Annotated in this window: 21 protein-coding genes; 12 read left to right on the forward strand and 9 right to left on the reverse strand. The window is 67.0% G+C overall.

Features of this window, described 5'->3' with window-relative positions; all coding sequences use genetic code 11:
- Positions 1-14: 14 nt before the first annotated feature.
- Positions 15-440, forward strand: coding sequence for a DUF1641 domain-containing protein (locus HMPREF2581_RS29035; protein WP_003090035.1), 426 nt, complete (start codon positions 15-17; stop codon positions 438-440).
- Positions 430-1,257, forward strand: coding sequence for a class I SAM-dependent methyltransferase (locus HMPREF2581_RS29040; RefSeq protein ID WP_003139041.1), 828 nt, complete (start codon positions 430-432; stop codon positions 1,255-1,257). Before HMPREF2581_RS29035 ends, HMPREF2581_RS29040 begins: the two co-directional genes overlap by 11 nt.
- 9 nt (positions 1,258-1,266) lie before the next feature.
- On the opposite strand, the gene HMPREF2581_RS29045 is transcribed toward HMPREF2581_RS29040, so the two are convergent.
- Positions 1,267-2,754 carry a SulP family inorganic anion transporter gene (locus HMPREF2581_RS29045; RefSeq protein WP_003139042.1) on the reverse strand — a complete coding sequence of 496 codons (1,488 nt, stop codon included), beginning with the start codon at positions 2,752-2,754 and terminating at the stop codon, positions 1,267-1,269.
- Positions 2,755-3,103: 349 nt separating this feature from the next.
- Here HMPREF2581_RS29045 and HMPREF2581_RS29050 point away from each other — a divergent pair, with 349 nt between their 5' ends.
- Positions 3,104-3,616: an anti-virulence regulator CigR family protein gene (locus tag HMPREF2581_RS29050; RefSeq protein ID WP_003139043.1), complete on the forward strand. Its 513-nt coding sequence runs from the start codon at positions 3,104-3,106 to the stop codon at positions 3,614-3,616.
- Positions 3,617-3,730: 114 nt separating this feature from the next.
- Here the strand turns inward: HMPREF2581_RS29050 and ctpH are convergent, their stop codons facing one another.
- On the reverse strand, positions 3,731-5,347 hold the full coding sequence (gene ctpH / locus HMPREF2581_RS29055; RefSeq protein ID WP_016254204.1) for a methyl-accepting chemotaxis protein CtpH: 1,617 nt from the start codon (positions 5,345-5,347) through the stop codon (positions 3,731-3,733).
- A gap of 258 nt (positions 5,348-5,605) precedes the next feature.
- Between ctpH and HMPREF2581_RS29060 the strand changes: the two genes are divergently transcribed.
- The gene (locus HMPREF2581_RS29060) at positions 5,606-5,893 is read left to right on the forward strand and encodes a type 4 pili assembly inhibitor PlzR (RefSeq protein WP_003090024.1); all 288 of its coding nucleotides are present in this window, start codon (positions 5,606-5,608) and stop codon (positions 5,891-5,893) included.
- Between the two features lie 74 nt (positions 5,894-5,967).
- Here HMPREF2581_RS29060 and srfA read toward each other — a convergent pair whose 3' ends face one another.
- Positions 5,968-6,198, reverse strand: a complete 231-nt coding sequence (srfA, locus tag HMPREF2581_RS29065; RefSeq protein WP_003090022.1) for a stress response facilitator SrfA — start codon at positions 6,196-6,198, stop codon at positions 5,968-5,970.
- A gap of 318 nt (positions 6,199-6,516) precedes the next feature.
- Here srfA and HMPREF2581_RS29070 point away from each other — a divergent pair, with 318 nt between their 5' ends.
- Positions 6,517-7,059, forward strand: coding sequence for a DUF4946 domain-containing protein (locus tag HMPREF2581_RS29070; RefSeq protein WP_003139045.1), 543 nt, complete (start codon positions 6,517-6,519; stop codon positions 7,057-7,059).
- Between the two features lie 39 nt (positions 7,060-7,098).
- Here HMPREF2581_RS29070 and HMPREF2581_RS33240 read toward each other — a convergent pair whose 3' ends face one another.
- Together HMPREF2581_RS33240 and HMPREF2581_RS29075 are read right to left on the reverse strand one after the other, a co-directional pair.
- Positions 7,099-7,245, reverse strand: a complete 147-nt coding sequence (locus tag HMPREF2581_RS33240; protein WP_011666632.1) for a PSPA7_2676 family Cys-rich small protein — start codon at positions 7,243-7,245, stop codon at positions 7,099-7,101.
- 136 nt (positions 7,246-7,381) lie between these two features.
- Complete coding sequence (locus tag HMPREF2581_RS29075) at positions 7,382-8,074, reverse strand: MgtC/SapB family protein (protein WP_003102512.1); 693 nt, start codon at positions 8,072-8,074, stop codon at positions 7,382-7,384.
- Between the two features lie 220 nt (positions 8,075-8,294).
- Between HMPREF2581_RS29075 and HMPREF2581_RS29080 the strand changes: the two genes are divergently transcribed.
- The 6 genes from HMPREF2581_RS29080 to HMPREF2581_RS29105 all read left to right on the forward strand — a co-directional run bounded on the left by HMPREF2581_RS29080 (position 8,295) and on the right by HMPREF2581_RS29105 (position 16,138).
- Complete coding sequence (locus HMPREF2581_RS29080; protein ID WP_003139047.1) at positions 8,295-9,989, forward strand: AMP-binding protein; 1,695 nt, start codon at positions 8,295-8,297, stop codon at positions 9,987-9,989.
- 68 nt (positions 9,990-10,057) lie between these two features.
- Positions 10,058-11,143, forward strand: coding sequence for an AraC family transcriptional regulator (locus HMPREF2581_RS29085; RefSeq protein ID WP_003139049.1), 1,086 nt, complete (start codon positions 10,058-10,060; stop codon positions 11,141-11,143).
- A gap of 176 nt (positions 11,144-11,319) precedes the next feature.
- Positions 11,320-12,987 carry an acyl-CoA synthetase gene (locus HMPREF2581_RS29090; RefSeq protein ID WP_003139051.1) on the forward strand — a complete coding sequence of 556 codons (1,668 nt, stop codon included), beginning with the start codon at positions 11,320-11,322 and terminating at the stop codon, positions 12,985-12,987.
- A gap of 19 nt (positions 12,988-13,006) precedes the next feature.
- Complete coding sequence (locus HMPREF2581_RS29095) at positions 13,007-13,774, forward strand: 3-hydroxyacyl-CoA dehydrogenase (protein WP_003090005.1); 768 nt, start codon at positions 13,007-13,009, stop codon at positions 13,772-13,774.
- 17 nt (positions 13,775-13,791) lie between these two features.
- Positions 13,792-14,982 carry an acetyl-CoA C-acyltransferase gene (locus HMPREF2581_RS29100; protein ID WP_003139052.1) on the forward strand — a complete coding sequence of 397 codons (1,191 nt, stop codon included), beginning with the start codon at positions 13,792-13,794 and terminating at the stop codon, positions 14,980-14,982.
- Between the two features lie 28 nt (positions 14,983-15,010).
- Positions 15,011-16,138: an acyl-CoA dehydrogenase family protein gene (locus tag HMPREF2581_RS29105; RefSeq protein WP_003139055.1), complete on the forward strand. Its 1,128-nt coding sequence runs from the start codon at positions 15,011-15,013 to the stop codon at positions 16,136-16,138.
- A 116-nt stretch (positions 16,139-16,254) separates the two neighbouring features.
- On the opposite strand, the gene HMPREF2581_RS29110 is transcribed toward HMPREF2581_RS29105, so the two are convergent.
- Positions 16,255-17,187 (reverse strand): LysR family transcriptional regulator, encoded by a 933-nt coding sequence (locus HMPREF2581_RS29110; RefSeq protein ID WP_003139057.1) that lies wholly within the window; start codon positions 17,185-17,187, stop codon positions 16,255-16,257.
- 173 nt (positions 17,188-17,360) lie between these two features.
- Between HMPREF2581_RS29110 and HMPREF2581_RS29115 the strand changes: the two genes are divergently transcribed.
- Complete coding sequence (locus HMPREF2581_RS29115) at positions 17,361-18,590, forward strand: acyl-CoA dehydrogenase (RefSeq protein WP_003139060.1); 1,230 nt, start codon at positions 17,361-17,363, stop codon at positions 18,588-18,590.
- Positions 18,591-18,632: 42 nt separating this feature from the next.
- On the opposite strand, the gene HMPREF2581_RS29120 is transcribed toward HMPREF2581_RS29115, so the two are convergent.
- The 3 genes from HMPREF2581_RS29120 to HMPREF2581_RS29130 all read right to left on the reverse strand — a co-directional run bounded on the left by HMPREF2581_RS29120 (position 18,633) and on the right by HMPREF2581_RS29130 (position 21,368).
- Complete coding sequence (locus HMPREF2581_RS29120) at positions 18,633-18,824, reverse strand: hypothetical protein (RefSeq protein ID WP_003089995.1); 192 nt, start codon at positions 18,822-18,824, stop codon at positions 18,633-18,635.
- The gene (locus HMPREF2581_RS29125) at positions 18,781-19,824 is read right to left on the reverse strand and encodes a TerC family protein (protein ID WP_003089993.1); all 1,044 of its coding nucleotides are present in this window, start codon (positions 19,822-19,824) and stop codon (positions 18,781-18,783) included. The genes HMPREF2581_RS29120 and HMPREF2581_RS29125 overlap by 44 nt, the downstream gene beginning before the upstream one ends.
- 149 nt (positions 19,825-19,973) lie before the next feature.
- Complete coding sequence (locus tag HMPREF2581_RS29130) at positions 19,974-21,368, reverse strand: substrate-binding domain-containing protein (RefSeq protein ID WP_003139062.1); 1,395 nt, start codon at positions 21,366-21,368, stop codon at positions 19,974-19,976.
- Positions 21,369-21,427 lie beyond the last annotated feature (59 nt).

Raw genomic sequence — 21,427 nt, forward strand, 5'->3', positions numbered from 1 at the left:
GGGGAGGAGCCGACATGGATAGCCATCAGCAGCCATACGCGTCGCAGGCGCAGGCCGATACCACCCTGTTTCCCGAGCAGACCCGCGAGAGTCTCCAGGCCCTGGCCGTCAAGTTGCAGCCGCTGATCGAGGGCCACCGCCTGGACAACCTGGTGGATCTGCTGTCACTGCTTTCGGATATCGTCGATCTGCTGGACCCGGCCATGGTGGACAGGCTGGCGCAGCTCTTCGAGCAGGTCACCAGTGTCGGTTGGTCAGTCGGTAACGCGGTACGCGTGGCCAAGGCGGAGCTGCTCCGAGAGCAGCCGCCAAGCCTGAAAGACCTGCTGCGGTTGTTGCGCGACGCCGATACCCGGCGCGGGCTGGCTCTCGTGCTGGGTAGTTTGCGCAGCCTGGGGTGCCAACTCGCCGCGGAGCAGGAGGTTGCCCATGGTGCATGACCTTCTCCGAGATCGTGCGGATCTAGAGGCGCGTTGGAACCCTTCCGCCTACATGCAGTTCGCCCGATTGCGCCAGCGGCCGGTGGTCGAGTTGCTGGACAATATCGAGCTGTGCTGTCCGGAACGGATCTACGATCTTGGCTGCGGAACCGGCATCGCCACCGAATTGCTCGCCCGCCGCTGGCCGCTGGCCGAACTGCACGGCGTGGACAGCTCCGTGGAGATGCTCGAGGAGGCCGCGCGCTTGCCGATCAAGGCCAGTTGGGAACGCGCCAACCTGCGCCACTGGTGCGCCGAGCGCCCTGCCAGCCTGCTGTTCGCAGCGGCGGTACTGCACTTTCTCGAAGATCACGGCAAGCTGCTGCCACGCCTGCTGGGGCAACTGGCTCCGGGAGGCTGCCTGGCGGCGCACATGCCGAACTGGCGCGATGCTTCCTGGTATCGCCTGATGCTCGATGCGCTGGACAGTGCGGGCCCCGGCGGTGCATCGCTGGGCAGCCCCGCGTTGCGCTACCGGCTGCATCGGCGCAATGTGCTGTCGCTGGACAACTACTACCGGCTACTGGCACCGCTGACGGCGGAGCTGGACATCTGGGAGACCGAGTACCTGCAAGTGGTGGACGGCAACGACCCGATCTTCGATTGGATCAAGGTCTCCGCCTTGCGTCCGGTGCTCGGCGAACTGGACGAGGAGGCGCGTCGGCGCTTCCTCGACCGTTACCTGGAACTGCTGCACCGTCACTATCCACGGGAACTGGATGGACGAACGCTGTTCCCGTTCCGCCGAGTATTCATCGTCGCCAGTCTCGGCCGTTGAACGGGCGTTTCAGTGATCGGAGAGAATGTCCACGGCGCCCGGCTTGTCGTAGGCGCCGAAGCGATCGACCAGGGTCGCGCTGGCGGCGTTCAGGCCCAGCACGTCGGCCTGCACGCCGCGCTGGCGAAAGCCCAGGACTACCTTGTCCAGTGCCGCGACGGCGGTGACGTCCCACAGGTGGGCGTGGCGCAGGTCGATGAGCACATGCTCCAGCGTCTCTTTCAGGTCGAAGGCAGCGACGAACCTGCCGGACGACGCGAAGAACACCTGCCCGCTCACCTGGTAGTGGCGGCGGGTGCCGTCGGCGGAGCGTTCGCTGTCGATATCGAGGTAGTGCCCGATCTTGTTGGCGAAGAACAGCGAGGCCAGAAGAACGCCGGCGACCACGCCGAAGGCCAGGTTGTGGGTGGCGAGGACCACGCCGACCGTCACCAGCATGACCAGGTTGGTCGATAGCGGGTAGCGCTTCAGGTTGCGGATCGACTCCCAGCGGAAGGTGCCGATGGACACCATGATCATCACCGCCACCAGGGCCGCCATGGGAATCCGCCCGACCCAGTCGCTGAGGAACACCACCATCAGCAGCAGCGTGACGCCGGCCACCAGGGTCGAGAGCCGGCTGCGCCCGCCGGATTTAACATTGATCACCGACTGGCCGATCATCGCGCTGCCAGCCATGCCGCCGAGCAGGCCGGTGGCTATGTTCGCCAGCCCCTGGCCCTTGCATTCGCGGTTCTTGTCGCTGCCGGTGTCGGTCATCTCGTCGACGATGGTGGCGGTCATCAGCGACTCCAGAAGGCCGACCACAGCCAGGGCGGCGGAGTAGGGCAGGACGATCAGCAGGGTGTCGAGGTTCAGCGGCACGTCCGGCCAGAGGAACAGCGGCAGGCTGTCGGGCAACTGACCCATGTCGCCGACGGTGCGGATGTCGAGGCCCAGGTAGATGGATATGCCGGTGAGGACCAGGATGCATACCAGCGGAGAGGGCAGCAGCCGGCCGATCCGGGGCAGGTGCGGGAAGCCGTAGACGATCGCCAGGCCCGCGGCGGTCATCGCGTAGACCGGCCAGCCGACATCGGTGAGTTCGGGTAGCTGGGCCATGAAGATGAGGATCGCCAGGGCATTGACGAAACCGGTCACCACCGAGCGCGAGACGAAGCGCATCAGCGAGCCCAGGCGCAGGTAGCCGGCGAGTATCTGCAGCACGCCGCAGAGCAGGGTCGCCGCCAGCAGGTATTGCAGGCCGTGGTCCTTCACCAGGTTGACCATCAGCAGCGCCATGGCGCCGGTAGCGGCGGAGATCATTCCCGGACGGCCGCCGGCGAAGGCGATCACCACCGCCATGCTGAAGGAGGCGTACAGGCCGATCTTCGGGTCGACCCCGGCGATGATGGAGAAGGCGATGGCCTCGGGGATCAGCGCCAGGGCGACGACCAGGCCGGCGAGCAGGTCGCCGCGAATATTGGAGAACCAGTTCTGTTTCAGCGTCTGTAGCATCGGGATATCCAGGGACGAGGCGCGGCCCGTGCCGTCGGTCGACGGTGCGGGCCGTGGGATGGCATTGAAAAAACAAGGGATGACGACAGGCGTTCAGGCGAACGAACGCTGGCCGCGGTCGCTCGGACCGTTGCCGGAAGGGGCAGGCATGGCTATGGCGGAGTGGGCAGCCAGGTCATCGGGGAGTGCGGGTGGTCGCTTGCGGGGAGCGGCAGCATAGCCGATTCGATAGGCCCGACCAAGCTCTACTCCGGACATTCCCTGGGGGCGCAATCGGTGGCGCTGAATCAAACAGGCGAAACGGTTCTAAGCTATCGAGGGTTCGTCCCCGCATGGAGAGAACATCATCATGTTCAACACTCGTTCTGTGCTCGCGCTGGTCGTGAGCCTGTCTCTGCTCGGCGGTACGCCTGCCGTCCTGGCCGACCCGGGCAATGGCAAGGGTAACCCGCACGGTAACCAGATGGACGGCGGAAAGGGTAACAAGGGCAACAAAGGCAACCAGGGTGGCCACGACAACCATGGCGGCCCCGGCAACAAGGGCGGCGGCGCCGGCCAGAAGGGCAACGGCGGCGGCAACTGGGACTCGGGACCGCGTATCGACGTCGGCGGGGTACGGGTGATCCTCGGCGACAACCGCGGCTACTGGAACCCGGGGCCGGCCCTGCCGCCCGGCATCCAGAAGAACCTGGTGCGCGGCAAGCCACTGCCGCCCGGCATCGCCAAGAAACTCGACGGCCGCCTGCTAGGCCGGCTGCCGCACTACGACGGCTACGAGTGGATGCAGGCCGGCACCGACCTGCTGCTGGTGGCGGTGGCGACCGGGCTGATCTACGAAGTGCTGGACAACGCTCTCGACTGAGCGGGCCAGGGCGGGTAGCGCCATAGGCGCTATCCGCCAGGCCCCGTTGGAGTGGCGGATAACCGTGTTGCGCTTGTCCGCCCTACCTCGTGGAAGTCCTTTTCTTACCCCAGGTCAGGCCCGCAGGCGTTGCAGGGCATCGCCCAGTTGCGCGGAGAGGTTGTGGAGATCACGGCTGGCGGCTTCGGTCTGCTCCACCTGTTCCTGGTTGCTGGAGGCGATCGAGGCGATTTCCGTGAGGTTGCGGGAAATGTCCTCGGCCACGGCGGTCTGTTCCTCGGCGGCGGTAGCGATCTGGCGGTTCATGTCGCGGATCGATTCGACCGAGGCGGTGATCTGGCGCAGCATGGCGCCGGCGTTGGCAACCTGCTCGGCACCGGCCTCGCTGCGCGACTGCCCGCTTTCGATGGCGCGCGCGGCATTCACCGCGCCGTTCTGCACGGTATCGATGATCTGGTGGATCTCGGCGATGGACTCGGCGGTGCGCTGCGCCAGGGTGCGGACCTCGTCGGCGACCACCGCGAAGCCACGGCCGGCATCGCCGGCGCGGGCGGCTTCGATGGCCGCGTTGAGGGCGAGCAGGTTGGTCTGCTCGGCAATGCCGCGGATCACGTCGAGGACCTTGCCGATCCTGCCGCTATCGCTTTCCAATTGGCGGATGACCTCCACCGTATGGTCGATCTCCTTGCGCATCTCGCCGATGCTGCGAATCGTTTCTTCCATCACGTCTTCGCCGCGCTGGGCGGAATCGTCCGCCTCGTCGGCGGCCTTGGCCGCGTCGCCGGCGTAGCGCGCCACTTCCTGGGCGGTGGCGGACATTTCCTGCATCGCCGTGGCGACCTGGTCGGTGCGGCTGAACTGCTCGCGGGTACCGGCCGCCATCAGGCTGGCGATCGCGTTCAGTGAGCCGCTGGCGCTGTCCAGGTCGCGGGTACTGCGCCGCAGCCGCTCGAAGATGTCCACCAGGAAGTCGCGCAGCGTGTTGGCGGCCAGGGCCAGCTTGCCGAGTTCGTCCTTGCGCCGGATCTCGATGCGCTCGCCGAAGTCGCCATGGCTGAGCTGGGCGATGTGCTCGATCAGGCGTTGCACCGGACGGACCAGGTTGCGATTGACCAGCCACAGGCTGAGCAGGGCGACGGCCAGGCTGGCGCCGATCAGCACCAGGCTGCCGAGCAGCATGGTGCGCCGGGCCTCCGCGCTGATGGCGGCGGAACGGAGATCACTGGCCTGGTGCAGTTCGTCACGCAAGGCCTGCATCTGCGCGGTGGTGGCGCGGTCGATGCCGGTCACCGCCAGGTCGCCGGCGATGGGGTCGGCGCCCGCCTCGAGGAACCGTTGCCTGCCTTGTCGGTAAGCCGTACCGAGTCGCCGGTGCTCTTCGCGCAGGCGCTCGACACGATCCTTCAACTCGCCTTCGGCCACGCTGCCCAGGCGCCCGAGGATGTCCTGCACCGCTCGTTCCTGGGCTTCGAACTGGCTCCAGTATTTCGTCTGGGCCTCTGCCTGGCGTCCGCGCAGCAGGACGTTCTTCCATTCCTGGACCTGGCCGCGGAATTGCAGGTTGGCCTCGTCGATCAGTTGCGCCGCCCGCACGGGGCCGCCGAGCAGCTCGCGGTAGGCGCGTACGTCGCCGGTCAGCGAGCCGAAGCAGGCCAGGGCTATGAGTAGCAGCGCCGCCAGGCTGCCGCCGAGCAGGACAAGGATTTGCGCACGTAGGGATTGTTGCAGCATGGAACGCCTCGATGGATTGCCAGGTTGGACCGGCACGCAGGCTGCGACGAGGCAGCCGAGGACGTCCCTGTGGCCCGGCGAGGCGGGCGTGGCGCGTGTTCCGGCTCGCAGAGTATCGACAGCGGATCTGACAACTTGAGGACGACGCAGGGGCCGGGCCAGAGCCGACGAAGGGAAATAGCTGGCATGGATGTTCTGCGGGGCTTCGGTTAATCTCTGTGACGAATGTCACATTGTGCCAGTCGAAGGATCTGACTCATGGATGTCCCTCCCACCGTTCAGGATGAACAGGCCGTTTCCCGCCAGTTGCACTCGTTGAGTGTGCGCAATCTCGCTCACTTGGCTGCCGCCCTGACCCAGCTCGGCTTCGAGCTGTCGCGCAGCTCCGACCCTGGCACCCGCCAGGCGGCCAATGCCTTCATCGGCCAGTTGGCCAATATCAACCAGGACATCGATCGACAGATCGAGCTGCTCGGCGCGCTGGACGCCGACAGCGTGGGGTTTCGCCTGCTGGACGAGGTGCAATACCCGGATGCGCCCGAATGAGCCGACGCCAGGAGCACGCAAAGAGTGGAGGGGGTGTGCGGGCCGAGAGCGGCAGTCTCCCGGCGTGGCGCTGATCAGTCTTCCTGGCGCAGGTCGCTGAGCATCTGCTCCCAGTACTGGTTGGCCTTGCGGTTGAGATCGAAGGCGGCTTGACGCAACTGGTCGTACTCGGCGCCGCTGTAGCCGCTTTCGCGCAGCTTTTGGCGAGCGGCGTCGGCTTCTTCGCGCAGACGGTTGTAGGTCGCCTGGTCGTCCGCCCAGGTCCTACCTGTGCGCCGGGTGTACTTGTCCTGGGGTTCAGCCATGGGTTCTCCTTGCGGGCCGGATGGGACTTGGAAAAACGCTGCGCTGAACAGACTTTTTCCAATGGCAAAAATTCAAAAAAAACTGACGGATTGCGCGACTTCGCTATTGGTACCGATGTCCCATACCTGTACGCCAGCCGATGAAATTTGTGCGTTCCTCGCCAAGTCGGCTAGCTTGTTCAGGCTTGCGCCTTGGCGCTCGCCGTCTCTCCGGTAAGCTGGGAACGTTGTCGCCATGGGCTCGGAGACTGCGCGGACGGCGCCATGGCGACAGGTCCGACCTTTCCCTCCGATGGGTTTTGCGAGTAAGGAAATGCTATGAGAAGCAAGGCGTCCGGCTTGGCGCTGGTGGTAGTGGCGGGGCTTGTGGCGGGTTGCGCCAGCAGTGGCTATCAGCCCGAGGTCGACTGGCCGGCCGGCTGGCAGGTGATCACCGAGAGCATCCCACCCGAGGCCCGCGACGTGGAGCAACTGGGCTCCCGGCAACTGGCGACCAAGCTCGGGCCGGGAGGCGAGAAGGAAGCCAGCATCGAGTTGCTCAGCCTGAAGATGATGGAAGAGGAGTCGGTGGAGATCGACGGCCAGTTCCAGAGTGTCTTCGATGTCGTCCAATCGGGCTACCGCAAGGCCGGGCTGGGCTCGCGCTGCACCACGCCGATCCGCTCGAACCTCGGCGGCCTGGCATCGCTGGAGACCCACTGCCGGATCAGCCAGGGCAACGAGGTGCTGCTGACCCAGATCGTGGCGATGGCCCTGGGACAGCGCGCGATGTACTCCCTGGTATATACCGCCAGTCCGGCCAACAGCGTGGTCTACCGGCAGAGCTACCTGCGCACCCGGGCCAGCCTGGTCCTGCGCTGAAGGGCCAGCCGCTCGACGCCTGGACGCGACCGGCGTCGCTCAGGCTTCCTCGGGCGGTGCCTCGACGCTGAGATAGCGCTGGGCGCCGCAACGCCGGCAACGTTGGCGCAGCATCAGGTCGGGGCCTACCGTGACCAGGCTACCTTCGTCCCAGCGGCAACCTCGCAAGAAACAACGCAAGCGCATGACTCCTCCCCGCGGGGCGGCTCGCCCCGTCCACGAAACAGGCAGTGGTGGTGTGGTTCACTCCGGCTTGTTCTTGTCTGGAGGTGGGAAAAGCCTGCGGCGAAGCGTCTAGAATGGGCAACCTAAATTCGCCGGTTCATTCCGCGGCGGGATTCATCACCCAACTGGCGGCGGTGACCTGCGGTGCCAGGCACAGCTCGCCGACCATCTGTTCCACCAGCGAATCCTCCTTGTGCAGGGTGAACACCACGGCGTTCACTTCTACGTTGCCGCTGCCTTTCAGCGCGTGGCTTTCCAAGCTCTGCAGGTTCAGGCGGTTGTCGCCCATGCGTTGCAGCAACTGCATGCGCACCAGCGCTTCGTTGCGCGCCTCGCAGGACACGCTGATCTGGTAGAAGCGCTCCTGCTCGGCCTCGCCCGAGGTGTGGCGGTCCACCACCCGGCCGAGAGCGGGCAGGAACAGGTTGGCGATGACGATCAGCGCGGTCGTCATGCAGGCCGCCAGGATGAAACCGCTGCCGGCCAGTACGCCGATCGCGCCGGTGCTCCAGATGCTCGCCGCAGTGCTCAGGCCGCGTACGCTGAGGCCGTCGCGCATGATCACGCCGGCGCCGAGAAAACCGATGCCGCTGACTACCTGGGCCGCCATGCGGGTCACGCTGACCTCGTTGTCGAGCAACAGCGGCAGGATCGAGAAGCTGGCCGCACCGAGTGCGACCATCGCGTGGGTGGCCATGCCGGAAGAGCGTTGTCGCCATTGCCGCTCGAGACCGACCAGCGCACCGAGGCCGAGGGCCGTCACCAGGCCGATGGCGATTTCCGGGGTCATGCTGTGCTCCTGTGAAAAACCGCCCATTCTACGCCGTTCCGTTGGGCCGCGCCGGAGCCGACGGCCCTGGGCGGACAAGCCTCTTGCGTTTACCTTTACGTTAACGTAAACATGCTCTTCGACTTCACCGACACCGCTCGCCGGTGTCCGTCGTAGCGCCCTGGCGGCGCAGGACGACGGTTCAGCGACATTCCCAGAACAACCACAACAAGGGAAAGCCATGAATCAGCCGAGCTATACCTCGGGTCGCCAGGATGTCGCCTTGCTGGCGACCACCGTCGGCGACGCCTTCGATGCCACCGTCGCGCATCATGCCGAGCGCGAGGCGCTGGTGGTGCGGCATCAACGCCTGCGCTACAGCTGGCGGCAACTGGCGGAGCGGGTCGATACCTACGCCCGCGCCTTCATCGCCCTGGGCCTGCGCCCCGGCGAGCGCCTGGGGATCTGGGCGCCGAACTGCGCCGAATGGTGCATTACCCAGTTCGCCAGCGCCAAGGTCGGTGCGGTCCTGGTGAACATCAACCCGGCATACCGCAGCAGCGAGCTGGAATACGCTCTCAAGCAGTCCGGTTGCAGCTGGCTGATCTGCGCCGACGCCTTCAAGACCAGCGACTACCACGCGATGCTCGGCGACCTGCTGCCGGAGCTGGCGCGGGCGCGTCCGGGCGAACTGGCCAGCGAGCGCCTGCCGGAGCTGCGCGGCGTGATCAGCCTGGCCGAGCGGGCGCCGGCGGGCTTCCTGCACTGGCAGGGCCTGCCGGGGCTGGCCGCCGCGGTAGGCGCCGAGGAACTGCGCCAGCGCCAGGCCTCGCTGCAGTTCGACGAGCCGATCAACATCCAGTACACCTCCGGTACCACGGGCTTCCCCAAGGGCGCCACCCTCAGCCACTACAACATCCTCAACAACGGCTACATGGTCGGCGAAAGCCTCGGACTCGGCGCGGAAGACCGCCTGGTGATCCCGGTGCCGCTGTATCACTGCTTCGGCATGGTGATGGGCAACCTCGGCTGCGTCACCCACGGCTCGACCATGATCTACCCGGCGCCCAGCTTCGACGCCGAGGCGACCCTGCTGGCCGTGGCCGAGGAGCGCGCCACCGCGCTGTACGGGGTACCGACCATGTTCATCGCCGAGCTGGATCATCCGCGCCGCCGCGAATTCGACCTTTCCAGCCTGCGCACCGGAATCATGGCCGGCGCCACCTGCCCGATCGAGGTGATGCGGCGGGTCATTGGCGACATGCACATGGCCGAGGTGCAGATCGCCTACGGCATGACCGAGACCAGCCCGGTGTCGCTGCAGACCGGTCCGGACGATGGCCTGGAGCTGCGCGTGACCACTGTCGGACGCACCCAGCCGAGGCTGGAGAGCAAGATCGTCGACCAGACGGGCAGGGTGGTGCCGCGCGGCGAGATCGGCGAGCTGTGCACCCGCGGCTACAGCGTGATGCTCGGCTACTGGAACGACCCCCAGGCCACCGCCGAGGCCATCGACCCGGCGCGCTGGATGCACACCGGCGACCTGGCGGTGATGGACGACGACGGCTACGTGCGGATCGTCGGGCGCAGCAAGGACATGATCATCCGCGGCGGCGAGAACATCTATCCGCGCGAACTGGAGGAGTTCTTCTTCACTCACCCGGCGGTGGCCGACGTGCAGGTGATCGGCATCCCCGACGAGCGCTATGGCGAGGAAATCGTCGCCTGGATCAAGCTGCATCCGGGCCACCACGCCGATGACGAACAGTTGCGGGCGTTCTGCAAGGCGCGTATCGCTCACTTCAAGATCCCGCGCCACTTCAGGTTCGTCGACGAGTTCCCGATGACCGTTACCGGCAAGATCCAGAAGTTCCGCATGCGCGAGATCAGCATCGAAGAGATTCGCCTACTCGCGCTGCGCCAGGGGCGCGATTGAGAGGATGGAGCCGCGCCCCGCTCCTGCGCTAAGGTGGCGGGCGGCGCGCAGCGAGGCGAGAGGGACGGGTGAAGAACGACGGCGAGACTCAGGCGAGCACCAAGGGCACCATCTCGGTGCGCCTGGTCGGCGAGGCGCTGGTGGAGTGGCGCCGGCAGGGCGGCGAGGAGGGGGAGGTCCTCCAGGCCGCCGGTATCGATCCGCAGTTGCTCGGCAAACCCTACGCGCGGGTCACCTCGCACGCCTATTCGCGGCTCTGGCTGGATCTGGCTCGGCGCATGGACGACGAGTTCTTCGGCATGGACGCGCGGCGCCTGAAGAGTGGCAGCTTCGCTTTCATGAGCCGCTGCGCGATCCACGAGCAGACCCTGGAACCGGCGCTGACCGGCATCCTGCGATTCCTCTGCCTGCAGTTCGACGACTTCCAGCCGCGCCTGCAGCGCCGCGGCGGCCTGGCGGAAATCGTCCTCGACGAGGCGCCGGGCCGGTACGGGCGAGCGCTGTCCTACTTCACCCTGTGGATGATCACCCATGGCCTGGCCTGCTGGCTGGTCGGCCGGCGCATCCCGATCCTGGCCATCGACCTGCGCTGTCCGCAGCCGGACTACATCGAGGACTACCGGGTGATGTTCAGCGACAACCTGCGTTTCTCCCGTCCCCTCAGCCGCCTGCTGTTCAATGCCGACTGCCTGGCTCTGCCGGTCCGCCGCGACAAGCGGGAGCTGCGGCGCTTCCTGCTCGGCGCGCCGGCCAACATCCTGGTCCGCTATCGCGATCCGCAGAGCCTGGCGGCGCGGATCAAGGCCTACCTGCGCAGCCTGCGGCCGGGACGCTGGCCGGACGCGGACGCGCTCGCCGGGCATTTCTTCATGGCGCCCTCGACCCTGCGCCGCAAGCTGTCCCTGGAAGGGCAGAGCTACCAGGCGCTGAAGGACCAGGTCCGCCGCGACCTGGCCATCGCGCGGCTGGACGCCGGCGCGGCGAATTTCGCCGAACTGGCGCTGGAGCTGGGCTTCGCCGATGGCAGCGCGTTCCACAAGGCGTTCAAGAAGTGGACCGGCTTGACCCCCGGGCAGTACCGGGCGCAGGTCGCGGCGGAAACCGCGTCGGCCGAGTCGTCAGGCGTCTTGTCCGAAACGCTCGGCCGTCGATAGGGCGAATGCCGCGCAGCATCATCCGCGGTATGTCGCGAACGGTTCGGGGGGACAGGCAGCCAGCCCGGATTGTCCAAACCGCTCAGGCAGATTGAAGCCTTTCGACATTGCCCCGCGCCAGCCACGGCGTGAAGATTCCGGCTACTCCATACAAAAACAAGCCGAGGAGTCCTGCAATGCGCGACTACGCCACCACTGCCGCCGGGTTCGACTTGCAGCGGACCGCCGCCGCCACGCTTTCCGGCACGCTCCAGGCGCTCAACGCCTGCGTCGAATGCTGCGACCGGCATGCCCTGCCGGGTCGGATCGCGTTGTTCTGGGAGGGCAAGGATGGCAGTCGCGCCAGCTATACCTTCAGCGAGCTGAAAGCGCTCTCCGGACGTTTCGCCAATTTCCTCCAGGCCCAGGGCGTACGCCCGGGCGATTGCGTCGCCGGCCTGTTGCCGCGCACGCCCGAGCTGCTGGTCACCATCCTCGGCGCCTGGCGCCTGGGCGCGGTGTACCAGCCGCTGTTCACCGCCTTCGGCCCGAAGGCCATCGAACACCGCGTGGCGACCGCCGGCAGCAAGGTGCTGGTCACCGATGCGGCCAACCGCGACAAGCTCGACGAACTCGCCGATCCGCCTCTGGCCGTCACCGTCGGCGGACCGAAGGGGCAGGGCATCCGTCGCGGCGATTTCAGCTTCTGGGCCGAGCTGGAGCGCTATCCGGCCGAATTCGAGCCGGTTCCGCGCAGCGGCGAGGATCCGTTCCTGATGATGTTCACCTCCGGCACCACCGGCCTGGCCAAACCGGTGCCGGTGCCGCTCAAGGCGATCCTCGCCTTCGTCGGCTACCTGCGCGAGGCGGTGGACCTGCGCCCCGAGGACGCCTTCTGGAACCTCGCCGATCCGGGCTGGGCCTACGGCCTCTACTACGCTGTCGCCGGTCCCCTCGCCATGGGCCATCCGACCACCTTCTACGAAGGGCCGTTCAGCGTGGAAAGCACCTGCCGGATCATCCGTGACTACGGCATCACCAACCTCGCCGGATCGCCCACCGCCTATCGCCTGCTGATGGCCGCCGGCGCGGCCGCGGAAACTGCGCTGAAGGGGCGCCTGCGCGCGGTCAGCAGCGCCGGCGAGCCGTTGACGCCGGAGGTGATCCGCTGGTTCGCCGACAGGCTCGGCACCACCATCCACGACCATTACGGGCAGACCGAGCTGGGCATGGTGCTGTGCAACCACCATGCCCTGGCGCATCCGGTGCGGGTCGGCGCCGCCGGATTCGCCTGTCCCGGGCACCGGGTGGTAGTGCTGGACGACGATCTCAACGAACTGCCGCCCGGCCAGCCGGGCATCCTCGCCCTCGACCGGCGGCGTTCGCCGCTGATGTGGTTCCCCGGCTACCAGGGCCTGGAAACCGCAGCCTTCGTCGGCGACTACTACCTGAGCGGCGATACCGTCGAACTCAACGAAGACGGCAGCATCAGCTTCGTCGGCCGCGCCGACGACGTCATTACCACCTCTGGCTACCGGGTCGGCCCGTTCGATGTGGAGAGCGCGCTGATCGAACACCCGGCAGTGATGGAGGCGGCGGTGATCGGCAAGCCCGACCCGGAGCGCACCGAACTGGTCAAGGCCTTCGTCGTGCTCTGCGCCGGCCACCGGCCGACGCCGGAACTGGCGGACGAACTGCAGCGATACGTGCGCCAGCGCCTGTCGGCGCACGCCTACCCGCGGGAGATCGAGTTCCTCGAGGAACTGCCGAAGACCCCCAGCGGCAAGATCCAGCGCTTTCTCCTGCGCAACCAGGAGATCGCCCGGCAACGCGAGGCGGCCCCACGGGCGGCCGCCGCGAACTGATTCAGCAGGAGAAAACGACGTGCGTATCGAAAATCGAGTGTTCCTGGTCACCGGCGGTAGCTCCGGGCTCGGCGCCGCCACCGCGAAGATGCTGGTGGAGCAGGGCGGCAAGGTGGTGCTGGCCGACATCAACGCCGAGGCCGGCGCGGCCAAGGCCGCCGAGCTTGGCGCCCAGGCGCGCTTCGTCAGGGCCGACATCGCCAGCGAGGCCGACGGCCGCCAGGCCGTGGCCACTGCACTGGAGGCCTTCGGCGGCCTCCATGGCCTGGCCAATTGCGCGGGCGTGGCGCCGGCCGAGAAGGTCCTCGGACGCAATGGCATCCATGCCCTGGAGAGTTTCCGCCGGGTCATCGACATCAACCTGGTGGGCAGCTTCAACATGCTGCGCCTGGCCGCCGAGGCCATGTCCCAGGGCCAGCCGGACGAGGGCGGCGAGCGCGGGGTGATCGTCAATACCGCCTCGGTGGCGGCGTTCGACGGGCAGATCGGCCAGGCCGCCTATTCCGCCTCGAAGAGCGGGGTGGTCGGCATGACCCTGCCCATCGCCCGCGAGCTGGCGCGCTTCGGCATCCGAGTGATGACCATCGCCCCGGGCATCTTCGAGACACCGATGATGGCCGGCATGCCCCAGGAGGTGCGCGACTCCCTCGGCGCCAGCGTGCCGTTCCCGCCGCGCCTGGGGCGTCCGGACGAATACGCCGCGCTGGTCCGGCAGATCATCGAGAACAGCATGCTCAACGGCGAAGTGATTCGCCTCGACGGCGCCATCCGCATGGCCGCCCGCTAATACAGGAGGAAGATTCCATGACCCGCGAAGATCCGATCGTCATCGTCAGCGCCGTCCGCACCCCGATGGGCGGCTTCCTCGGCGACTTCAAGGACGTCAACGCCGCTACCCTCGGCGCCGCGGCGGTGCGCGCCGCGGTGGAGCGGGCGCGCCTGCAAGCCGACGAAGTGGACGAGGCCGTGCTCGGCTGCGTGCTCGCCGCCGGCCAGGGCCAGGCGCCGGCGCGCCAGGCGGTGCTTGGCGCCGGGCTGGCGCGCGGCACGCCGTGCTCGACGCTGAACAAGATGTGTGGCTCGGGCATGAAGGCGCTGATGCTCGCCCACGACACGTTGCTCGCCGGCAGCGCCGGGGTCGCGCTGGCCGGGGGCATGGAAAGCATGTCCAACGCGCCCTACCTGCTGGAGCGCGCCCGTAGCGGCTACCGCATGGGCCACGGCAAGGTGCTCGACCACATGTTCCTCGACGGCCTCGAAGACGCCTACGACAAGGGCCGCCTGATGGGCACCTTCGCCGAGGACTGCGCCGAGGCCTACGGCTTCACCCGCGAAGCACAGGACGAGTTCGCCGTGGCCTCGCTGACCCGCGCGCAGCAAGCCATGCGCGACGGGCGCTTCCAGGCCGAGATCGTGCCGCTGACGGTCACCGCCGGCAAGACCGAGCGCCTGGTGGATAGCGACGAGCAGCCGCCGAAGGCCCGGCTGGACAAGATCCCGACCCTGAAGCCGGCGTTCCGCGAAGGCGGCACGGTAACCGCGGCCAACTCCAGTTCGATTTCCGACGGCGCCGCCGCGCTGGTCCTGATGCGCCTTTCCGAGGCCGAGCGACGCGGGCTCGCGCCGTTGGCGGCGATTCGTGGGCATGCTTCGTTCGCCGACGCGCCGAACCTGTTCCCCACCGCGCCGGTCGGTGCGGTGAAGCGCCTGATGCAGCGTACCGGCTGGTCGCTGGGCGAGGTCGACCTGTTCGAGGTCAACGAAGCCTTCGCCGTGGTCGGCATGGCGGCAATGCGCGACCTCGACCTGTCCCACGAGCACCTCAACGTCCACGGCGGCGCCTGTGCGCTGGGCCATCCGATCGGCGCGTCCGGCGCGCGGATCGTCGTGACCCTGCTCAACGCCCTGCAGCAGTACGACCTGGAACGCGGCGTGGCGGCGGTCTGCATCGGCGGCGGCGAGGCGACCGCGATCGCCGTCGAGCGCTTGCGCTGATGCAGGCAGTGAAGAAGAGGAACCCGCGATGATTCCCTGCGAAGAAGAGATCCAGATCCGTGACATGGCGCGGCAGTTCGCCCAGGAACGGCTGAAACCGTTCGCCGCCGACTGGGACCGCGAGCACCGTTTCCCGGCCGAGGCGATCCGCGAGATGGCCGACCTCGGCTTCCTCGGCATGCTGGTGCCCGAGGAATGGGGCGGCGCGCAGACCGGGCACCTGGCCTACGCCATGGCCCTCGAGGAGATCGCCGCTGGCGACGGCGCCTGCTCGACCATCATGAGCGTGCACAACTCGGTCGGCTGCATGCCGATCCACAAGTTCGGCAGCGCCGAGCAGAAGGAGCGCTTCCTCCGTCCGCTGGCCCAGGGTTCGATGCTCGGCGCCTTCGCCCTGACCGAGCCGCAGGCCGGTTCCGACGCCAGCTTCCTGAAGACCCGCGCCCGCCGCGACGGTGACCACTACGTGCTGAACGGTGCCAAGCAGTTCATCACTTCGGGCAGCCACGCGGGGATGGTGATCGTCTTCGCGGTCACCGATCCGGATGCCGGAAAGCGCGGCATCAGCGCGTTCATCGTGCCCACCGACACGCCCGGCTACGAGGTGGTGCGGATCGAGGACAAGCTCGGCCAGCACGCCTCGGACACCTGCCAGCTGGCCTTCAACGACCTGCGTATCCCGGCCACGCTGCGCCTGGGCGAGGAGGGCGAGGGCTACCGCATTGCCCTGGCCAACCTCGAAGGCGGCCGCATCGGCATCGCCGCCCAGGCGGTCGGCATGGCGCGCGCGGCGTTCGAGGCGGCGCGCGACTACGCCCACGAGCGGGAAACCTTCGGCAAGCCGATCATCGAGCACCAGGCAGTGGCCTTCCGCCTGGCCGACATGGCTACCCGCATCGCCGTGGCGCGGCAGATGGTCCACCACGCCGCCAGCCTGCGCGAAGCCGGCCTGCCGTGTCTGACCGAAGCCTCGATGGCCAAGCTGTTCGCCTCGGAAATGGCCGAGGAAGTCTGCTCCGCGGCGATCCAGACCCTCGGTGGCTACGGCTATCTCAAGGACTTCCCGGTGGAGCGCATCTATCGGGACGTGCGGGTCTGCCAGATCTACGAGGGCACCAGCGACGTGCAGCGCCTGGTGATCGTGCGCAGCCTGTAGCGGCGACTATCCGTCGTTTCCGCAACGGCGCCTTCTCCCTTCAGGGAGAGGGCGCACTGAGGCATCTCGGAAGCAAATGCCCGAGCCTCGTTCGCCCTACGCCCCTTGGCAGGCGCTCACGCCGGCTGCGCCGCCTTGTTCTCGCGCGCGGTGACCTGCTGGCACAGCTCGATGATCTGTTCGCGCATCCAGCGGTTGGCCGGGTCCTGGTCGGTGCTTTCGTGCCAGTACAGGTGGGTTTCCAGTTTCGGCACGTCGCTCACCGGCAGCTCCGCGTAGTGCAGGTCGTGGTGACGGGCGAAGCGTTCCGGCACGGTCATCGCCATGTCGGTCTGCTGGACCACCGTGGAGGCCATCAGGTAGTGCTGCGAGCGCAGCGCGATCTTGCGCTGGATGCCCATCTTGCCCAGCGCCAGGTCGATGTAGCCGAGGCCGCTGCGGCGGCTGGAAATATGGATGTGGGTCAGGCCCAGGTAATCGTCCAGGGCCAGCTTCGGCTTGCCCGCCAGTGGGTGGCCGCGGCGCATGGCGCAGACGTAGCGGTCCTCCATCAGCTTGACGTGGCGCACCTGGGGATCGGTGTTCAGCGGCGCGTCGACGGCGAAGTCGAGGCGGCCGGCGGCGAGTTCCTTGGTGGTTTCGCGGCGCTTGGCGAGGAAGCTCTCGATATGCACGTTCGGCGCCAGGCGGCGCAAGCGCTGGAACAGCGGGGGGAGGATGACCGCTTCGGTGAGGTCGGTCATGCTGATGCGGTAGGTCTTGTTCGCCTGCTGCGGATCGAAGCTGCGGCTCTCCTGCACCGAAACCCGCAGCAACTGCAGCGCGTTGCGCACCGGGCCGATGATGTTCTGCGCCATCGGGGTCGGCACCATGCCCTGGGCGGTGCGCACGAACAGCGGGTCGTTGAAGGTCTCGCGCAGGCGGGAAAGGGCGTTGGATACGGCTGGCTGGGTGATGCCGACGATTTGCCCGGCGCGGGTCAGGTTGGCTTCGGTATAGATCGCATCGAACACGATGAACAGGTTCAGGTCGACTTTGTTCAGGTTCATGGCACTGGCTCCGCGACTTTTCTTGTTATTGGGGGCTTGGATGACCCCCATATGGATCATGAATGTTCATGGACGGAAAAAATAGACTGGGCAAATCTTAAGCCCTGTTCCGGCATCGTTACCAGCGCCTTTGTCCGATGCCTCGCCTGCCAACCCGTCAGAAGGTATCCCCCATGGATTTCGCCTATTCCCCCAAGGTCCAGGAGCTGCGTGAACGTGTCAGCGCGTTCATGGAAGCGCATGTCTATCCCGCCGAGGCCGTGTTCGAGCGCCAGGTCGCCGAGGGCGACCGCTGGCAGCCGACGGCGATCATGGAAGAGCTGAAGGCCAAGGCCAAGGCCGAAGGGCTGTGGAACCTGTTCCTGCCCGAGTCCGAGTATGGTGCCGGGCTGGCCAACCACGAATACGCGCCGCTGGCGGAAATCATGGGCCGTTCGCTGATCGGGCCGGAACCCTTCAACTGCGCCGCGCCGGATACCGGCAACATGGAGGTGCTGGTGCGCTACGGCAGCGAGGAGCAGAAGCGCACCTGGCTGGAACCGCTGCTGAGCGGCGAGATCCGCTCGGCCTTCGCCATGACCGAACCGGGCGTGGCCTCGTCCGACGCCACCAATATGGAGGCGCGCGCCGAGCGCCAGGGCAACGACTGGGTGATCAACGGGCGCAAGTGGTGGACTTCCGGCGCCTGCGATCCGCGCTGCAAGATCCTGATCTTCATGGGCCTGACCAACCCGGACGCGCCGCGCCACCAGCAGCACTCGATGATCCTGGTACCGGTCGACACCCCCGGGGTGAAGATCCTCCGTCCGCTGCCGGTGTTCGGCTACGACGACGCGCCGCATGGCCATGCCGAAGTGCTGTTCGAGAACGTGCGGGTGCCCTACGAGAACGTCATCCTCGGCGAGGGCCGCGGTTTCGAGATCGCCCAGGGGCGCCTCGGCCCGGGCCGCATCCACCACTGCATGCGCTCCATCGGCATGGCCGAGCGCGCCCTCGAACTGATGTGCAAGCGCGCGGTCAGCCGTACCGCGTTCGGCAAGCCGCTGGCGCGCCTGGGCGGCAACATCGACCACATCGCCGACTCGCGGATGGAGATCAACATGGCACGCCTGCTGACCCTGCAGGCCGCCTACATGATGGATACCGTGGGCAACAAGATCGCCCAGAGCGAAATCGCCCAGATCAAGGTGGTGGCGCCCAACGTGGCGTTGAAGGTGATCGACCGGGCGATCCAGATGCACGGTGGCGCCGGGGTTTCCAACGACTTCCCGCTGGCCTACTGGTACGCCATGCAGCGCACCCTGCGCCTGGCCGACGGTCCGGACGAGGTGCACCGCGCGGCGATCGGCAAGTTCGAGCTGGGCAAGTACGTGCCCAGGGAGATGCTGCGCAGCAGCCGCTGACGGCTGTGGTATAGGGGAAAGGCCCGCGGGTGCGGGCCTTTTTCATTCCGGGGAGTCTGCCCCTTTTTCCTCGGCGTTGCGTTCCAGCTGCCACGCGCGACGGCTGTGCAGCAGGGCGGCGAACTCGCGGGCCGCCCGCTCGTTGCGGAAGCAGATCCCACGCGTGCCGAGGCGGACCCGCCAGAAAGGTTCAGCGTGGGTGTCCAGACGTTCGATCCAGAGCGTGTTCGGCATTCGGTTCGGCCTTGTCCTCGACGGTGGCTTTCGGCGTGCGGGTCTTCAGCAGGGAGAGCAGGATACCGCCCGCCAGCAGGCCGAAGGTTACGCCAAGCGAGAGGCCGGCGGGAATCTTGCCGATCACACCGTGGAGCATGATCTTCGCACCGATGAACACCAGCACCAGGGCCAGGGCGTATTTCAGGTAGACGAAGCGGTGGATCATCGCCGCCAGCGAGAAGTACAGGGCGCGCAGGCCGAGGATGGCGAAGATGTTCGAGGTGTAGACGATGAACGGGTCCTGGGTGATGGCGAAGATCGCCGGCACGCTGTCCACCGCGAACACCAGGTCGGCCAGCTCGATCAGCACCAGGGCGAAGAACAGCGGGGTGGCGTAGCGCACCAGCTTGCCGCTGGCGTCCGGCAGGCGGACGAAGAAGTGATGCTCGTGCAGTTCCTTGGTCACCCGCATGTGCTTGCGCAGGAAGCGCAGCACCGGGTTGTGCTCCAGGTCGGGTTCTTCCTCGTGCTTGTTGAACAGCATCTTCACGCCGCTGAACAGCAGGAAGGCGCCGAACACGTACATGATCCAGTCGAATTCCTTCACCAGCGCGGCGCCCAGGCCGATCATGATGGCCCGCAGGACGATGGCGCCGAGGATGCCCCAGAACAGCACCTGGTGCTGGTAGCGGCGGGGGATGCCGAAGAAACTGAAGATCATCGCCATGACGAACACGTTGTCCATCGATAGCGACTGTTCGACCAGGAAGCCGGTGTAGTACTCCACCGCGCTGGTGGGGCCGAAGGCGTACCAGACCCAGCCGCCGAAGGCCAGGCCGCAGGCGAAGTAGCCGGCGGACAGCAGCAGGCTTTCGCGCACGCCGATTTCGTGGTGGTCGCGTTGCAGCACGCCGAGGTCGAGGACCAGGAGAACGATGACGATGGCCAGGAAGGCCAGCCAGAACCAGATAGCCGTACCGAGGAACGGTTCGGTGAGAAATGCATGCAGAGCTGCCATTGGGCCCCCTCGCTTCGAATTGTCGGATGGTCATGTGACTCCGACATGGCGGCAATTGCTTACCGTCAGAGGGGCCCGCAGTCACTCGGAAAAAATAAACCAGGCTCCGGGCGCCGGCAAAACGGCGAGGTTACAAAGTGCTACAGCGTTCAGTAGACCCAGACTTCCACCCGCCGGTTCTTCTGTCGGCCCAGTTCCTGGTCGTTGCTGGCGACCGGCAACTCGTCGCCGAAGCCGGCGATCTCGCGGAAACTCACGCCGCCGCGGGCCAGTTCGCGGCGCACGGCCATGGCGCGCAGACGCGAAAGCAGGACCGAGCGCTCGGCGTCGGACTTGGGATCGCCGAAGCCCACCAGCACGGTGCGCTCCTGCAACTTCCGATTTTGCCGCAGGTAGTCCAGCAAACGCTGTACGTCGAGCAGTGCCTTGTTGTCGAGCAGCGCGCTGCCTTCCTGGAAGCGGAAGTTCACCGTCAGGCGCCGCGCCTGTTCCGCGAGCTTGCGGTATTCGGCGGGCATCTGCGGGCGCGGTGCGATCTGCACCGCCTGGATCTTCTGCGCGACGAAGCCGCTGCGGGTGACGATCGCCTGGCCGCGCGGGCCTTGGGCGAAACGTACCAGGGCCTGGGCCCAGGGGTTCTTCTCGCCGGGCTTCAGGTAGAGGAACAGGCGGCGCGACAGCGGGTAGTCCTCGGTGGCGATCAGGCTTTCCTGGGGCGCCATCGGCAGCGATTCGCCGTCGGCGATGGCCAAGGCGCGGGCCCGGCCCACCGACGCGATGCCGACGAAGCCGATGGCGTGCGGATCGGCGCTCACCGCGGCCGCCAGCCGATCGTTGGATTCGAAGCGGCGGGCGTCGCTGGCCAGGCTCTTGCCGTGACTGGCCAGCACCAGTTCCTTGAAGGTGTCGTAGGTGCCGGACTGCTCGTCGCGAGCGTACAGGCGGATGGCGCCGCCCTTGCCGCCCAGTTCTTCCCAGGTACGCACCTCGCCGGCGAACACCGCCGCCAGTTGCGCGGTGTCCAGCGAGGCCAGCGGGTTGTCCGGATGCAGGATGATCGCCAGTCCGTCGATGGCGATCACCTGCTCGGCATATGGGCTGCGCAGGTCGCCGAAGCCGGCCAGGGCGCGAACTTCGCTGTCCTTGACGGGACGCGAGGCCGCGGCGAGTTCGGCGTGGCGTTCGAGGAGGGCGGCGAAGCCGGTGCTCGAGCCGTGGGCGGATAGCTCCACCCTCACCAGGCGGCCGTCGCGGCTCTTGCCGAGCAGATGGAGTTCGTTTTCCCGTTCTCCGGGGGTACGGCGGATATCCTCCAGGCCTTCCTCTTCCATCAGGCCCTCGACCAGGGCCGGCAGGAGCTTCGCGCCGATGGTGTTGGAACCCTGGATGCGCAGCGCCGGCGTGTCGTCCGTGGGGATCGGCAAGGGGGCGGCGAATACCGACCAGGGGAAGGCGTAACAGAGGAATCCGAGGAAAACCAGGCTCAGGGTACGGCTCCAGAGGTCTTTGTCACTGGCGCGCTGGCGGTGTGGCATCGCGGGCATCGTCTTCTATGGGGAAGGGAATTTGCCGGCGAGATTAAGTCAGACGGGTGACGCTAAGG

It is taken from the genome of Pseudomonas sp. HMSC057H01, from assembly GCF_001836405.1.
Classification (GTDB): Bacteria; Pseudomonadota; Gammaproteobacteria; order Pseudomonadales; family Pseudomonadaceae; genus Pseudomonas; species Pseudomonas aeruginosa.

Bases quoted from the DNA above. Each gene is read 5' to 3' on its own strand.
- HMPREF2581_RS29035 (WP_003090035.1), top strand. From the start codon at position 15: ATGGATAGCCATCAGCAGCCATACGCGTCGCAGGCGCAGGCCGATACC.
- HMPREF2581_RS29040 (WP_003139041.1), top strand. From the start codon at position 430: ATGGTGCATGACCTTCTCCGAGATCGTGCGGATCTAGAGGCGCGTTGG.
- HMPREF2581_RS29045 (WP_003139042.1), bottom strand. From the start codon at position 2,754: ATGCTACAGACGCTGAAACAGAACTGGTTCTCCAATATTCGCGGCGAC.
- HMPREF2581_RS29050 (WP_003139043.1), top strand. From the start codon at position 3,104: ATGTTCAACACTCGTTCTGTGCTCGCGCTGGTCGTGAGCCTGTCTCTG.
- ctpH (WP_016254204.1), bottom strand. From the start codon at position 5,347: ATGCTGCAACAATCCCTACGTGCGCAAATCCTTGTCCTGCTCGGCGGC.
- HMPREF2581_RS29060 (WP_003090024.1), top strand. From the start codon at position 5,606: ATGGATGTCCCTCCCACCGTTCAGGATGAACAGGCCGTTTCCCGCCAG.
- srfA (WP_003090022.1), bottom strand. From the start codon at position 6,198: ATGGCTGAACCCCAGGACAAGTACACCCGGCGCACAGGTAGGACCTGG.
- HMPREF2581_RS29070 (WP_003139045.1), top strand. From the start codon at position 6,517: ATGAGAAGCAAGGCGTCCGGCTTGGCGCTGGTGGTAGTGGCGGGGCTT.
- HMPREF2581_RS33240 (WP_011666632.1), bottom strand. From the start codon at position 7,245: ATGCGCTTGCGTTGTTTCTTGCGAGGTTGCCGCTGGGACGAAGGTAGC.
- HMPREF2581_RS29075 (WP_003102512.1), bottom strand. From the start codon at position 8,074: ATGACCCCGGAAATCGCCATCGGCCTGGTGACGGCCCTCGGCCTCGGT.
- HMPREF2581_RS29080 (WP_003139047.1), top strand. From the start codon at position 8,295: ATGAATCAGCCGAGCTATACCTCGGGTCGCCAGGATGTCGCCTTGCTG.
- HMPREF2581_RS29090 (WP_003139051.1), top strand. From the start codon at position 11,320: ATGCGCGACTACGCCACCACTGCCGCCGGGTTCGACTTGCAGCGGACC.
- HMPREF2581_RS29100 (WP_003139052.1), top strand. From the start codon at position 13,792: ATGACCCGCGAAGATCCGATCGTCATCGTCAGCGCCGTCCGCACCCCG.
- HMPREF2581_RS29105 (WP_003139055.1), top strand. From the start codon at position 15,011: ATGATTCCCTGCGAAGAAGAGATCCAGATCCGTGACATGGCGCGGCAG.
- HMPREF2581_RS29110 (WP_003139057.1), bottom strand. From the start codon at position 17,187: ATGAACCTGAACAAAGTCGACCTGAACCTGTTCATCGTGTTCGATGCG.
- HMPREF2581_RS29115 (WP_003139060.1), top strand. From the start codon at position 17,361: ATGGATTTCGCCTATTCCCCCAAGGTCCAGGAGCTGCGTGAACGTGTC.
- HMPREF2581_RS29120 (WP_003089995.1), bottom strand. From the start codon at position 18,824: ATGCCGAACACGCTCTGGATCGAACGTCTGGACACCCACGCTGAACCT.
- HMPREF2581_RS29125 (WP_003089993.1), bottom strand. From the start codon at position 19,824: ATGGCAGCTCTGCATGCATTTCTCACCGAACCGTTCCTCGGTACGGCT.
- HMPREF2581_RS29130 (WP_003139062.1), bottom strand. From the start codon at position 21,368: ATGCCCGCGATGCCACACCGCCAGCGCGCCAGTGACAAAGACCTCTGG.